At 58.0% G+C, this 13,384-nt stretch carries 11 protein-coding genes; 4 read left to right on the forward strand and 7 right to left on the reverse strand.

Translation table 11 applies throughout. The features are described from left to right. Positions 1 to 244: 244 nt before the first annotated feature. A complete protein-coding gene (locus tag WH50_RS25575; RefSeq protein ID WP_110190289.1) occupies positions 245 to 862 on the reverse strand; it encodes a TetR/AcrR family transcriptional regulator in 618 nt (205 codons plus the stop codon). 273 nt (positions 863 to 1,135) lie between these two features. On the opposite strand from WH50_RS25575, the gene purU reads away from it, so the two are divergent. From purU to WH50_RS25590, 3 genes are all read left to right on the forward strand, one after another. Then, positions 1,136 to 2,011: a formyltetrahydrofolate deformylase gene (gene purU, locus WH50_RS25580; RefSeq protein WP_110190291.1), complete on the forward strand. Its 876-nt coding sequence runs from the start codon at positions 1,136 to 1,138 to the stop codon at positions 2,009 to 2,011. A gap of 155 nt (positions 2,012 to 2,166) precedes the next feature. Further along, a complete protein-coding gene (locus tag WH50_RS25585) occupies positions 2,167 to 2,586 on the forward strand; it encodes a VOC family protein (protein WP_110190293.1) in 420 nt (139 codons plus the stop codon). Between the two features lie 41 nt (positions 2,587 to 2,627). Continuing rightward, positions 2,628 to 3,434 carry a sterol desaturase family protein gene (locus tag WH50_RS25590; RefSeq protein ID WP_110190295.1) on the forward strand — a complete coding sequence of 269 codons (807 nt, stop codon included), beginning with the start codon at positions 2,628 to 2,630 and terminating at the stop codon, positions 3,432 to 3,434. Between the two features lie 22 nt (positions 3,435 to 3,456). On the opposite strand, the gene WH50_RS25595 is transcribed toward WH50_RS25590, so the two are convergent. Genes WH50_RS25595 through WH50_RS25620 form a run of 6 tightly spaced genes read right to left on the reverse strand, consistent with a single transcriptional unit; the run spans position 3,457 to position 10,522 of the window. Then, on the reverse strand, positions 3,457 to 4,512 hold the full coding sequence (locus WH50_RS25595; protein WP_110190297.1) for a LacI family DNA-binding transcriptional regulator: 1,056 nt from the start codon (positions 4,510 to 4,512) through the stop codon (positions 3,457 to 3,459). Beyond that, complete coding sequence (locus WH50_RS25600) at positions 4,509 to 5,663, reverse strand: ABC transporter ATP-binding protein (RefSeq protein ID WP_110190299.1); 1,155 nt, start codon at positions 5,661 to 5,663, stop codon at positions 4,509 to 4,511. The genes WH50_RS25595 and WH50_RS25600 overlap by 4 nt, the downstream gene beginning before the upstream one ends. Before the next feature lie 58 nt (positions 5,664 to 5,721). Continuing rightward, entirely contained in the window at positions 5,722 to 7,368 is a 1,647-nt protein-coding gene (locus WH50_RS25605; RefSeq protein ID WP_110190300.1) for an alpha-glucosidase, read from the reverse strand. Positions 7,369 to 7,425: 57 nt separating this feature from the next. Then, entirely contained in the window at positions 7,426 to 8,268 is an 843-nt protein-coding gene (locus WH50_RS25610) for a carbohydrate ABC transporter permease (protein ID WP_110190302.1), read from the reverse strand. Beyond that, the gene (locus WH50_RS25615) at positions 8,268 to 9,242 is read right to left on the reverse strand and encodes a carbohydrate ABC transporter permease (protein ID WP_110190304.1); all 975 of its coding nucleotides are present in this window, start codon (positions 9,240 to 9,242) and stop codon (positions 8,268 to 8,270) included. Before WH50_RS25615 ends, WH50_RS25610 begins: the two co-directional genes overlap by 1 nt. A 35-nt stretch (positions 9,243 to 9,277) precedes the next feature. Further along, a complete protein-coding gene (locus WH50_RS25620) occupies positions 9,278 to 10,522 on the reverse strand; it encodes an ABC transporter substrate-binding protein (protein ID WP_110190306.1) in 1,245 nt (414 codons plus the stop codon). A 933-nt stretch (positions 10,523 to 11,455) separates the two neighbouring features. Between WH50_RS25620 and WH50_RS25625 the strand changes: the two genes are divergently transcribed. Further along, positions 11,456 to 12,994 carry a carbohydrate porin gene (locus WH50_RS25625; protein WP_110190308.1) on the forward strand — a complete coding sequence of 513 codons (1,539 nt, stop codon included), beginning with the start codon at positions 11,456 to 11,458 and terminating at the stop codon, positions 12,992 to 12,994. Positions 12,995 to 13,384 lie beyond the last annotated feature (390 nt).

A 13,384-nucleotide genomic window follows, 5' to 3' on the forward strand; every position in this document is an offset into this window, starting at 1 on the left:
CTTGTCCATTCAGCGTCACTGACAATTCAGGCGCTTGGATACCATTCAATGTGGGAGAACAAGAGCTCGGGAGTGAATCTACGTCACGACATCATGTGCCCAGGGTGCGGTCCACTTCACCGAACTCTTTGGAGTCGCTGGTAGCTAATCAGAAACTCCAGAAGAGATACAAGGGTGCGGTGAGGTACGAACCGCACCGTGGCGAACGTCGATTTTCCGTGGCAGAGCGGTGATGCTGCGGCGGTCAGGCCCGATAGCCGCGCAGAAATAACTCCACGCTGCTGCGCAGATACTCGTGATGTGCCGCTGACTGGGTATCGTAGGGCAGGCCCAGTTTGCGCCGCAGATGCCCTTCCCCCATCAGCATCATCAGCAGCTGTACCGCTGCACCATGCGGGTTGGCGATGGCCAGTTCGCCCCGCTCCGTCACCCGTTGCAGATACAGCGTCAGCAGAGTGATAACATTCATCGGCCCTTCATTGAAAAACAGCTGGCCCAGATGCGGCAACTGGTCGGCACTGCTGATACAGGTGCGGAATACCCGGATGGCATCATCCGATAACACCAGCTCGGTAAACAGGCGGGCAAAGCGCTGCAGTTGCTGCCCGACACTTTCCTGCTCGTTAAACAGGTCTTCCGACAGGTTCGCTTGCAGGCATTTGGTGCGAATGGAGGCGACAAACAGGTCATCCTTGCTGCCAAAGTGGCTGTAGATGGTCTGCTTGGAGACGTCTGCTTCCCTGGCGATGGCATCCATACTGGTGTTGGCAAAGCCCTGGCTGCAGAACATATCCATGGCAGTTTCCAGAATACGCTGGCGCTTTTCTTCGCTGCGGCTCAGGGGGCGGGAATGCTCGCTCATAGTTCTCCGGTGGCTGGCGGGACGGGAAGGGCTTAAGTGTAAGGGCTGCGCGGTTGAGATAACAGACTGAGGCTTTTGTCGGCCGTCATGGAAATCCGGGGATATTTACCGGGAAGATGGTTTTCCTGCTGGATTGAAAGGGGTATAACTTCCGCTTCTCCACGGTTGCCTGTCCCGCTGGTGCCTGCTGCAGGTGCCGGACAGTACCGTCGGGCGTCAGCCAGTTGTTTGCCCCCGCGCGGGCATCTCCGCTTTATGTCACAAGGCCTTGCCATGAAAAACGTTATCAAGGAAAGCAATCGCTTAATTCTCACCGCCACCTGTCCTGCCCGCTCCGGTATCGTTGCTGGCGTGTCGTCCTATCTGGCCAATTGCGGCTGCTATATCAGTGAACTGGCGCAGTTTGATGACGAAGACAACGGCAAGTTCTTCATGCGTGCGGTGTTCCGTATCGAGGGTGAAGTCGACCATACCGTCGACAGCATTCGTGCCGGTTTTCAGGCGGTGGCTGAAGGCTTCGAGATGGACTGGAACATCTATGACGGCAACCAGCCCAGCAAGGTGCTGATCATGGTTTCCAAATTTGATCACTGTCTGGGTGATCTGCTGTATCGCCTGCAGAAAGGCGAGCTGTTCATGGAAGTCACCGCGGTGGTGTCGAACCATCTGGATCTGCGCCCCATGGTGGAGCGTGAAGGTATCCGCTTTATCTATCTGCCGATCACCAAGGACAACAAGGCCAGTCAGGAAGAACAGCTGCTGCAGATCGTCCACGAAACCGGTACCGATCTGGTGGTGCTGGCGCGTTACATGCAGATTCTGTCCAACAGTCTGTGCGCCCAGCTGCAGGGCCGTGCCATCAATATTCACCATTCCTTCCTGCCCGGCTTCAAGGGGGCCAAGCCTTATCATCAGGCCCACGAGCGCGGCGTGAAGCTGATTGGCGCCACGGCGCATTACGTCACTGCAGATCTGGATGAAGGCCCCATCATCGAGCAGGTGGTGCAGCGTGTGGATCACTCCAGCCGTCCCGACGATCTGGTGGCCATTGGTCGTGAAACCGAAACCCAGGCACTGGCGCGGGCGGTTAAATACCATATTGATCACCGTGTATTCTTGGACGGCAACAAGACGGTCATTTTCCGTTAAGTGGTGACGCGCCGCAGATCGTGCATACGTTCTGAATCAAACAGGGGCTGCCTGAGTATCAGGTGGCCCTTTTTATTTCTGCCGGATATTGGCTTTAGCTGGCTATTGGCCTCTGCTGCGGGGCGCTGGAAATGGGAATGCAAGAGGACAAGCGAATGCGACAAGCCATAGTGCACATTGCTCTGGTGGTCAGGGATTACGACGAGGCCATCGATTTCTACGTCAACAAGCTGGGCTTTGAACTGATTGAAGACAGCTATCAGCCAGAGCAGGACAAACGCTGGGTGGTGGTGTCACCGCCCGGTTCCAGCGACGTGACGCTGCTGCTGGCGCGGGCTTCCGATGAAGAACAGCAGGCCTTTATCGGTAATCAGGCCGGTGGTCGGGTATTCCTGTTCCTCAAGACCGATGACTTCTGGCGTGACTACCAGCGCATGGAGGCACTGGGCATCAGCTTTATCCGCCCGCCCCAGCAGCAACCCTACGGCACGGTGGCGGTGTTTGAAGACCTCTACGGTAACCGCTGGGATCTGTTGCAGCTCAATGAAGATCACCCCATGTACAGCAGGAACTGACGAGGGCAGGCCACTGCTGCAAACACAGGGAACCTGACACCATGAGCGAGCCGTTGCTGCGTCTGACAATCTTCATGGCGGTGTTGCTGCTCCTGCTGAGCTGGGAAAGCCTGCGACCACAGCGGCCCTGGCAGCAACCGCGTGGACGCCATCTGCTGATCAACATCGGCCTGCTGCTGGTGGACGTGCTGGTGCAGCGCTTTACGCTCGGGGCCGCTGCTATCGTGGCGGCGGTCTATGCCCGGCAGCAGGGCTGGGGGCTGTTGCCTTTACTGCCGTTGCCGGCGTCGCTGCTGGCGGTGGTCGGGATAATCCTGCTGGATCTGGCCATCTACGGGCAGCACGTGCTGAGCCATCGGCTGAGCTGGTTGTGGCGCCTGCATCGGGTGCATCACAGTGACCTGGATCTGGATGCCTCCACGGCGCTGCGTTTTCATCCGCTGGAGATTCTGCTGTCGCTGCTCTACAAGGTGCTGGTGGTTATGCTGCTGGGTATCTCACCCGCGGTGGTGGTGTGGTTCGAGGTGCTGCTGAACAGCGCGGCGCTGTTCAATCATGCCAATATCCGCCTGCCTGCACGCTGGGAAAGGCCCTTACGCTGGTTGCTGGTGACACCGGCCATGCACCGTGTGCATCACTCCGTACATGCTGAGGAAACCCACAGCAATTTCGGCTTTATGCTGTCGTGCTGGGACAGGCTGTTCGCCACCTATCGGGCGCAGCCGCAAGACGGCCATGACGCCATGGCACTGGGGCTGCCACAGTATCGGCAGGTGCTGGGAGTGAGAGCGCTGTTGCTGCAGCCGTTCCGGGCCAACCACGAAACGGCTGCAGTGCGACGTCAGTAAAGACAGAAGGCGAATGGTGTGCTCAGGGGCAGCTTTCCCGGATCACTAATTCGGTGGGAATCACCACCTGAGTGTCGTTGGTCAGACCGAGAAACAGACGGGCTGCCTGTCGGCCCTTTTCCACATTCTGCTGATGCACCGTGGTCAGGCTCGGGCTCATGATCTGTGCTTCGGGGATATCATCAAAACCGATAATCCGTACGTCCTCCGGCACCCGTAGCCCCAGATGCTGGGCGCACTGGGCAGCAGCCTGGGCAATGCGGTCACTCATACACAGCAGCAGGTCGGGGCGGGGGAAGCTCATCAGCGCTTCGCGCGCGGCCTGCTGGGCAAACTTCAGGCTGTTGCTGGGAATATTCCAGATCCAGTCGGTGGTCAGGGGGACGTCCACTTCTGCCAGTGCCTGCTGATAACCGCGCAGGCGCTGAATCGATACCGAGGCGCTGGCATCCAGCAGTTCTTCCTGGGTGACCCGGCAGACCCGGTCCGTATCCACCAGTCGCAAGCCTAGTACCGCCACCTGCTGGGGGCGCTGACGCAGGGCATGGCGGGCGCTGTCAAGTGCGCCTTCCTGATTGGTGACATTGACGGCGGGGAAGTCCTGCCAGTTGAAATCAACGGTGACGATGGGTTTGTGCTGCTGTAGCAGGCGGGAAAGTATGGTGGTCTGAATCGGTGCGCCGTAGACAATGAAGCCATCGACCATGCTGTCCGGCAACTGGGTATAGCCGCTGCCGTGCGGGGCGCTGGAGAGCAGCAGCATGTGGGTCTGCTGCTCGTCGAACACTTCCGCCACGCCGTGCAGAAACTCGCTGGCCACCGGGTCAGTGACGCTGTAGCTGAGGTTATCCGACAGCACGATGCCGACGATACCGGAGCGGCCGGTACGCAGGCTGCGGGCGGTGGCGTTCGGGCCGTGATAGCCCATGCGCTGGCACTCGCTGAGGATGTGCCGGCGCAATTCAGCGGAGAGCTGATCCGGACGGTTGAAGGCGTTGGAAATCGTGGCTGTGGAGACCTTGAGGGCTCTGGCCACGTCTTTCAGGGTCAGTTTCTTCGCTGTGGTTTGTGGACTCATGTGCTGTTGGCTGTTCGGACCGGTTGATTGGCTTCGTCCAGCAGCCCCTGCTGCTGGATCAACACCCGTGGATAACTCCGTCCCTGCTGGTCAAACAGGTGACACTGTTGCGGCGCAATCACCAGCCCCACCTGATCGCCGAGGCGTGGGGAGCACGGGCCACTGTCACGAATCAGCAGCGGCTCGGTATCATCCTGACAGGCAACGTAGATAAAACGCTCGTTGCCCAGATACTCGATATTGATTACTTCGCCCTGCGGGCCATGGGTCGGGGCCGCCAGTTGCAGATGCTCGGGGCGGATACCAAGGGTTATTCTAGCCCCATTCTCCAGGCCATGAACGGGTATAGGACTTAAGTCTAGGTCGCCCAATCGATCCAGCTGCAGGCTGACGCTGTCCCTGGTGACGCGAGTCACGGTGCCGTTGATCAGATTCATCTTCGGCGAGCCGATAAAGCCTGCGACAAAGGTGGTTGCCGGATGTTCGTACAGCTCATAGGGTGTGCCTACCTGCTCGACCCGACCGCCGTTGAGCACCACGATCTTGTCAGCCAGTGTCATGGCTTCTACCTGATCATGGGTGACATAAATCATGGTGGAGCCGAGGCGACGATGTAGCTTAGCGATTTCCATGCGCATCTGCACCCGCAGCGAGGCATCAAGGTTGGACAGCGGCTCATCGAACAGCATCACCCGTGGCTCACGGGCAATGGCGCGGCCCATGGCCACCCGCTGGCGCTGGCCGCCGGACAGGGCACGGGGTTTGCGCTGCAACAGGGAGTCCAGCTGCAGGATTCTGGCGGTGTTTTCCACCCGTTCGGCAACGGTCTCGCGGCTGGTCTTGGCCAGCTGCAGGCCAAAGGCGATGTTGTCGTACACCGTCATGTGCGGGTACAGGGCGTAGGACTGGAACACCATACCGATGCCACGCTCCTTGGGCGGCAGGGCGCTGACTTCCTGAGTACCGATATAGAGTTCGCCGGAGTTAATGTCCTCCAGACCGGCAATCACCCGCAGCAGGGTGGACTTGCCACAGCCGGACGGGCCGACGAACACCACGAATTCACCGTCGCCAATGCTGAGATTGACGTCCCGCAGGATATGCGCCGCACCATAGTGCTTGTTTATTTTTTTCAGAGTCAGGCTGGCCATAATCTTGTCTCCTGCAGGAGGCCGGGCCTCCTGCTGTGTTACTGGGGATGGGCATCCATCAGAGGCTGGCGAACAGTCCCTGATAGGGCGCCACGACCATCTCTTCACCGTCGATTTCGCCGCGCAGGCCATGACCTTCCAGCAGCTGCCGGATGGCACAGGGCAACGGCTGGCGCTGTGGCTGATCGCTGAGGTTGATCACCACCAGCAGTGACTGCTCTTCACAGCGGCGAATCCAGCACAGTAGCTCGCCGGTATGGTCGAGCACCTCGATACTGCCTTTAATCAGCGCGGGCTGTTGCTGGCGCCATTGCAGCAGCTGGCGCATCCGCTGCAGTACGCTGTCTGTCCGGGCTTCCTGCTCGGCCACGGCCAGCGGCAGATGGCGTTCATCCACGGGTAACCACGGCTCGACGGTGGAGAATTCGCCCTGCGCGGTATTACGCCAGACCATCGGGGTACGGCAGCCATCACGGCCCTTGTACTGCGGCCAGAACGGCAGAGCATAAGGATCCTGCAGACGCTCGAACGGCACTTCGGCCTCCGGCAGCGCCAGCTCTTCGCCCTGATAGATACAGACGCTGCCACGCATGCTGATCAGCATCGCCATCGCCGCGACGGCAAAGTCTTCTCGCTGCTGACGGCTCTGCTGCGGATCATCGTTCCAGCGGCTGACACAGCGCACCACATCGTGGTTGCTCAGTGCCCAGCACGGCCAGCCATCGCCCACCGCGTCTTCCAGACGGCGAATAACGGTGCGGATATAGGCCGGATCATGGGGCTGGTTGAGCAGGTCAAAGGTGTAGGCCATGTGCAGTTTGTCACCGCCACTGGTGTACTCGGCCATCCGCTGCAGCGGGAAGTCGTCGCCGATCTCGCCGACCATGGTGCGGTCGGGGAATTCATCCAGCAGGGCACGCAGCTGCTGCAGAAAAACCAGGTTTTCCGGGCGGCTGATGTCATACAGATGGCGCTGGAAGGAGTAGGGATTGTCGTCCTTCACGCCCAGGCTTTTCGGCTGATCAGCGGGCAGCGGCGGGTTGTCGCGCAGTAATGGATCGTGGAAGTAGAAATTGACGGTATCCAGCCGGAAACCATCCACCCCCAGCTCCAGCCAGAAGCGGATGGCGCCCAGCAGTGCCGCCTGTACCTGCGGATTGTGCAGGTTAAGGTCGGGCTGGCTGGCGAGAAAGTTGTGCAGGTAATACTGACGACGACGGCTGTCCCAGGCCCAGGCACTGCCACCGAACAGCGACAGCCAGTTGTTGGGCGGGCTGCCATCGGCCTTGGCATCGGCCCACACGTACCAGTCTGCTTTGGCGTTGTCGCGGCTCTGGCGACTTTCTGCAAACCACGGGTGCTGGTCGGAAGAGTGGCTGATGACCTGATCAATCATCACCTTCAGACCCAGCCCGTGGGCTTTGTCCAGCATGACGCGGAAATCATCGAGGCTGCCGAACATGGGGTCGACGTCAGTGTAGTCAGCCACGTCATAGCCGAAGTCTTTCATCGGTGAGGTGAAGATGGGCGACAGCCACACGGCATCGACACCGAGGCTGGCAATATGCTCCAGACGGGCGGTGATGCCGGGCAGATCGCCGATGCCATCCTGATTGGAGTCCTGATAGGAGCGGGGGTAGATCTGATAGATCAGCGCACCGCGCCACCAGTCGGGATTGGCAAGAGGATTGGACAGGTTGCTCATGGTCGTACTCGGTAACGGTAGAGGTTCATTGACAGACAGCAGGCCGGGGCGTGGGCATCAGCCCTTGACGGCCCCGGCGGTCAGGCCGGAAACAATGCGTCGCTGGAACACCAGCACCAGCAGGATCAGCGGTACAGTCACCACCACCGAGGCGGCCATAATGATGCCCCAGGGCAATTCGTACTGGCTGCCGCCACTGATCAGGGCGATGGCGACCGGCACGGTGCGCTGGCTGTCGGTGAGGGTGAAGGTCAGGGCAAAGAGGAACTCGTTCCAGGCGGCAATAAAGGCCAGCATGCCGGTGGTGACCATGGCAGGCCAAAGCAGCGGCATCAGTACTTTGGTCAGCGTTAGCCAGGGGCTGGCACCATCGACAATGGCGGCTTCTTCCAGCTCTTTGGGCAGTTGGCGCATAAAGGTGGTCAGCACCCAGACGGTAAAGGGCAGGGTGAACAGGGTGTAGGAGAACACCAGCCCCAGTGGGTTGTTGTACAGACCCAGACCGCGGATCACCTCAAACAGGCCGGACAGCACCGCCACCTGAGGAAACATCGATACGCCCAATACCAGTGTCAGTACGCTGCCACGGCCTTTGAAGTCGAAGCGACCGAGGGCATAGGCGGCGGTCAGACCGAGCAGCAGCGACAGCGCCACCACCAGGGTCGAGACCAGTACCGAGTTGAACAGGCTGCGCAGGAAGGACGGGCGGCCCAGTACGGTCTGGTAGTTGCTGAAGTTGAGATGATTGATCCAGTAGCTGACCTGAAACAGCTCACCGCTGCTTTTGAACGAGGTCAGCACCGCATAGTAGAACGGGAATACACAGAACAGCACAATGCACAGCACCAGCATCGTAAAGCCGATGCGACCCAGCAGGCGCGGCCAGGAAAATGCTTTCATCACAGATCTCCTTGCAGGCGCTTGCGGCCAAGGTAGAGCCAGGCCAGGGTCAGCAGGGCAATAAACAGGAACAGCAGGGTCGAGGCGGCAGAGCCGTAACCGACTTCCTGAAACTCCACCAGCTGCTGGCGGGCGAACACAGACATCGACATGGTGTCGGCGCTGTTGGAGGTCAGCACATAGATGACGTCGAACACCCGCAGTGCATCCAGCACGCGGAAGGTCACCGCCACCAGCAGGGCCGGTGTGATCAGCGGCAGGGTGACGCGGAAGAACACCCTGACCGGATGAATGCCATCGACACGGGCGGCCTCGTAGCAGTCTGAGGGCAGCATCTGCAACGCGGCGAGAATCAGCAGCGCCATAAAAGGCGTGGTCTTCCACACATCAACCATCACCACTGCCCACAGCGACAGACTGGAGTTGGCGGTCCAGGCCAGCGGCGTATCCAGGATGCCGAGACTGATCAGCAGGTGATTGAGGATGCCAAACTGGTCATGCAGCATCCAGCTCCACATCTTGGCCGAGACGATGGTCGGGATAGCCCAGGGGATCAGCACCGCTGCGCGCACCAGTGCCCGACCGGGAAACTGGGCGTTCAGCACCAGCGCAAACACCATGCCCAGCACCAGCTCCAGTGACACCGATACCAGAGTGAAGAACAGGGTATTGCGCACCGCTCCCCACCACTGTGGATCGGCCAGTACGCCGTACCATTCACCCTCGTCGTAGTTCAGATAGTTTTCCAGACCTATGAAGTGGGCCTCGTGCAGCGTGCTGAAACTGGCATCGGTAAAGCTGAACCAGATGGTGCGCAGCAGCGGCCAGCCGGCAACCAGTAGCAGCACCACCAGCATCGGCAGCAGAAACAGCCAGGCGGCACGCACCCGCGTGCGGCTCAGGCGCCCCTTGGGGTGGGACGCACTGGCTGCCGGGGCCGCCGTCCGCAGCTTGTCAGTCGCGGGGGTGGACATGGGACTTTTCCTTAATTGAATAGCAAAGCGGATGATCAGCGCAGTATGCGTTCCAGCTTCTTCTGCATGGTTTCTGCTGCTTTCTCGGGGGACATGGAGTCAGCCAGTACTACGTGCACCATATTGAAGAAAAGGTTGCTGACCTGTCCGTACTTATCGCCGCTGATGGAGCTGGGGCGTGGTACACCGTTGACGAAGACGTCATACAGATCTTTGAAGAAGGGTACGGCGGTGGTGACCTCTGCATCCTGATACAGCGCTGGGCGCGTTGGGTTGTAGGTACCCTTAATCGCACGCCGTTTCTGTTCTTCATAACTGGTCAGGTAGCTGACCAGATCGGCGGCCAGCTGTGGATGCTGGCTGTATTTCGACACCGCCAGCTGCCAGCCACCCAGCGTAGCCGCATGTTTCCCGTCTTCCCCACCCTTGGGCAATGGTGCGACACCCACTTTGTCCTTTATCGGGCTGTCGCTGGCTTGCGCCAGTGACCAGGCGTAGGGCCAGTTACGCATGAAGACGGCGTTGCCGGTCTGGAAGACGCCGCGCGCCTCCTCTTCGGCGTAGTTCAGTACCCCTTCAGGAGAGATAGTGTTGACCCAGGATTTGGCCTGATTGAGTGCGGCGATGACGCCAGGATTGGTGACATCCACCTCGCCCTTGTCATTGATCAGCGTGCCGCCGTTGTGGCTGTAGACCCACTCCAGTGCATCGCAGGTCAGCCCCTCGTAGGCCCGGCCTTGCCACACGTAACCCCACATCTGGCTGTTGCCCGCCTGTCGTTCACCGTCCTGAATGACCTTGGCGCTCTGGCTCAGCTCACTCCAGGTGGCGGGTATGGGCAGCTTGTACTTTTCCAGCAGATCTTTGCGGTAGAACAGCAGCCCGGCATCGGTGAACCAGGGCATGGCCACTAGTTTGCCGTTGATGGTGTCATTGCTGATCATGCTGGGGAAGAACTCAGCCTGATCCTTGATGTAAGGGGTTAAATCCAGTAGCTGGCTGGCCAGCATGCCGGGCCAGACGACATCGATCTGCATGACGTCCAGATCGGTCGAACCTGCTGACAGAATCTGCTGATACAGCGAAAGTCGTTCAGTGGAGGAGTTGGGAGTCGAGACCAGCTTGACGGTGTTGCCCGTCTTCGCTGCCCAGGCGTCCACGCCTTCCTTGCACAGCTGCAGTTCGGCACCTACGGCACCGCAGGAGATAGACAGGGTTTCGCTGTGTGCCAGAGGGGCGAGCATGGCCAGGCCCAGCAGGGGGAGGTACTTGGTTTTCATCGTAATAGTTACCCGTTGTTGTATTTCTTATGCGGAACGTACGCCTGAAATCGGTAGGTGATGTTTTCTGTAACGATTCAGATCGACGAACTAATCCTAGACAGAGTTGGCGTCAGGTGCAAGTCACTTTCTGTTTGGGGGATAAGATGTTCTGTATTGATTAAGTTTTGTGTGTAGTGATAAGAAATGAAGCCCTTGCAGTCTCTTGTTTGTTGATAAAAATCGTCTGTGTGGCAGATGGTTTAGCTATCTTTCCGACTTTCGTCAAGGTGACGTAAAAGCCCGCGAAGCACGTCTTGGTGGTGTCTTTTTTTCTTATATCTTAAATGATTAAGTTTGATTTTTGAGAAAAAATCTATGTGTAGGCGAAGAGATTCAGTTCACGGGCATCAGAAATAGATAGGATTGTTCATTTTATAAAGCATAAATGATCAATAAATTTTACATTCATGATCCTCTGCACGTGTTCTAACTCTCCGCATGCTAGTCATCTTGCAAAAATAGTGATTGTTTTTTGTGCTGAACTGTCGTTATGCTTGGTAACGGCAATATTTGCTGATCTTCTTAATCGATTAACAATAATAAATTCTAAGGAGACGGACGGATGTGTTGTCCCTGCATAACGCTCTCTGAACCGCTAATTCACCATCATTCAGATCCAACGGGCAGGCCTTTTGAATTGGCTTCCTTTGGCTTTGTATCTATATCGATACAGTTCATGGGCAGCTGTAGCGGCCCCTGATTCAGGGCGGCTGTAGCCGCTGATCCTTTTCATTCTGAGTAAGGCTACGGCGTTGAGCCGCTGGCAGGGTCCGCTATTGCCTGCTGTTTGCCAGACTGACGTTTCACCTCAGCTAGCCAATACGTTGGCCAGCTCCGGCAGCAGTGTGGATTACCAATAAATCTAATAATGAGATCAAGGAGTTACCCCTTATGTTGAGTCGAGTATTGAGAGACAGGAGCTGTGCTCAGGCACGTTTAAAACATTCTGCTCTGGCACTGGCCGTCAGCACTGCACTGTTTGGTGCGGGAGCCCATGCTCAAGGTAATGCCGAGCAGGTCAGGGAACTGGAAGCGCGTATCGCCAAGCTGGAACAGCAACTGCAGCAGGTCACCACGTTGGCGGTGCAGGCCAAGACCACGGCCAATGCGGCATCAACGACGGCCGAACAAGCTAATGCGACGGCCTCACAGGTCAGTGCCTCAGCGCTGACCTCGGCCAAAAAAGAAGTGGTGGAAACCGCCAACTCCTTTGAGTTTCACGGCTATGCCCGTTCCGGCACTTCCAGTAATGGCGATATGAAAACTGTGGAAGGGGTTGGCCCCTATATCACTCCGGCGGGCAGCCTCGGCGGACCGGTCGGGCGCCTGGGTCTGGAGACCGATACCTATGTGGAGGCTCAGCTGGCCAAGAACTTCACCAGCGATAACGGCAGCTGGGCGCGCTACAACATCATGATTGCGGATGGCGTGAACAGCAATAACGACTGGACCGGGGGTGACAACGGCATCAATGTGCGCCAGGCCTATGCGGAAATGGGCAATCTGCCCAGCTTCAAGGGCAGTGCTTTTCAGGATGCGACAATCTGGGCCGGTAAACGCTTTGACAAGAAAAACTTCGATATCCATTTCTATGACAGCGATATCGTCTTCCTCTCCGGCACCGGTGCCGGCTTCTACGATGCACAGGTCACACCAGACTGGAAAACCAGTTTCTCGGTGTATGGCCGCGACTTCCTCGACAGCAATGATGAGGAAGGCAATGACATCAAGAGCTATATCGCCACCAGCAACAACTTCATCGGCAACTGGCAGGTCATGCTCAATGCCATGCGCGCCAAACACAACGATGATGGCGATAACGGTCGCGCGACCTCCGGTTATCACGGCCTGCTGGCCTATCATGCGCCGAGCTTCTACGGCCTGAGTGACGGCTTTGCCAAGACTGGCGTGCTCTACGGTCATGGACTGGGGGCTGAGGTTAAACGTCTGGGTGCGGTCGATACCCTGCAGCATGATGCCGAGGCGGTGCGCGTCTTCACCTATGGCACCACCGACATCAACGACAACTGGAAAATCGCTCCGGCACTGCTGGCGGAAACCAGCAAGAATCGCGTGAACGAGGGCGACAGCTACAAGTGGGCGTCCCTCAACCTGCGTCTGACGGATGCGCTCAGCGAGAATTTCGAGATGCAGTATGAAGGTACTTACCAGTACATGAATCTGGACAGCACCTTCGCTAAGGCCAAGGGCGATTTCTACAAGCTGACCGTGGCGCCGACCTTTAAGCTGGATACGCAGGCAGGCTTCTTTGCCCGGCCTGAAATCCGCCTGTTCGGCACCTATCTGGGCTGGGATAAGGATCTTAACGGCTTTACCTACGATGGCAGCAGCAGTACTGATTTCGGTGATACCGGCTTTACCGGTAGCAGTAAGTGGCTGGTGGGAGCGCAGATGGAGGCGTGGTTCTAGCAGCCTGCCAGGAGCCTGTCGGACTCGGCGCTGACAAGCTTTGGCCCTGATGGGGTTAGGCTCGCAAAGCGCTCTACGCACATGTTCCGGGACAATGCTCTATGGCCGCCATAGCGTCCGCACAGCCGGTGTGGCGGCAGACTGATGACTTCGTTTGATTCCTTCCCTTTTACAGGCTGTTGAAAAACGTTATCGAGGCCGCCGAGACAAGGAAATACTCCTAGAGCACAAGAAACAGGCGAAAAAGCGGAGTTTAGTGAACTAAATGAGCATTTGACTCGCTTCGCTCGCCCCTCCGAGGCAGTGCTAAAGCACGTTCAGCCTTCGGCTGTGAGCCTGTTTTTGACGCGGTATTCGGCAACGCAGATAGATTTTCAACGACCTGTTAAG

This window comes from Pokkaliibacter plantistimulans (assembly GCF_003194385.1).
GTDB lineage: Bacteria > Pseudomonadota > Gammaproteobacteria > Pseudomonadales > Balneatricaceae > Pokkaliibacter > Pokkaliibacter plantistimulans.

Coding starts and splice junctions, on each gene's coding strand:
- WH50_RS25595 (WP_110190297.1), bottom strand. CDS start 4,512: ATGAGTCCACAAACCACAGCGAAGAAACTGACCCTGAAAGACGTGGCC.
- WH50_RS25600 (WP_110190299.1), bottom strand. CDS start 5,663: ATGGCCAGCCTGACTCTGAAAAAAATAAACAAGCACTATGGTGCGGCG.
- purU (WP_110190291.1), top strand. CDS start 1,136: ATGAAAAACGTTATCAAGGAAAGCAATCGCTTAATTCTCACCGCCACC.
- WH50_RS25605 (WP_110190300.1), bottom strand. CDS start 7,368: ATGAGCAACCTGTCCAATCCTCTTGCCAATCCCGACTGGTGGCGCGGT.
- WH50_RS25620 (WP_110190306.1), bottom strand. CDS start 10,522: ATGAAAACCAAGTACCTCCCCCTGCTGGGCCTGGCCATGCTCGCCCCT.
- WH50_RS25575 (WP_110190289.1), bottom strand. CDS start 862: ATGAGCGAGCATTCCCGCCCCCTGAGCCGCAGCGAAGAAAAGCGCCAG.
- WH50_RS25625 (WP_110190308.1), top strand. CDS start 11,456: ATGTTGAGTCGAGTATTGAGAGACAGGAGCTGTGCTCAGGCACGTTTA.
- WH50_RS25610 (WP_110190302.1), bottom strand. CDS start 8,268: ATGAAAGCATTTTCCTGGCCGCGCCTGCTGGGTCGCATCGGCTTTACG.
- WH50_RS25585 (WP_110190293.1), top strand. CDS start 2,167: ATGCGACAAGCCATAGTGCACATTGCTCTGGTGGTCAGGGATTACGAC.
- WH50_RS25615 (WP_110190304.1), bottom strand. CDS start 9,242: ATGTCCACCCCCGCGACTGACAAGCTGCGGACGGCGGCCCCGGCAGCC.
- WH50_RS25590 (WP_110190295.1), top strand. CDS start 2,628: ATGAGCGAGCCGTTGCTGCGTCTGACAATCTTCATGGCGGTGTTGCTG.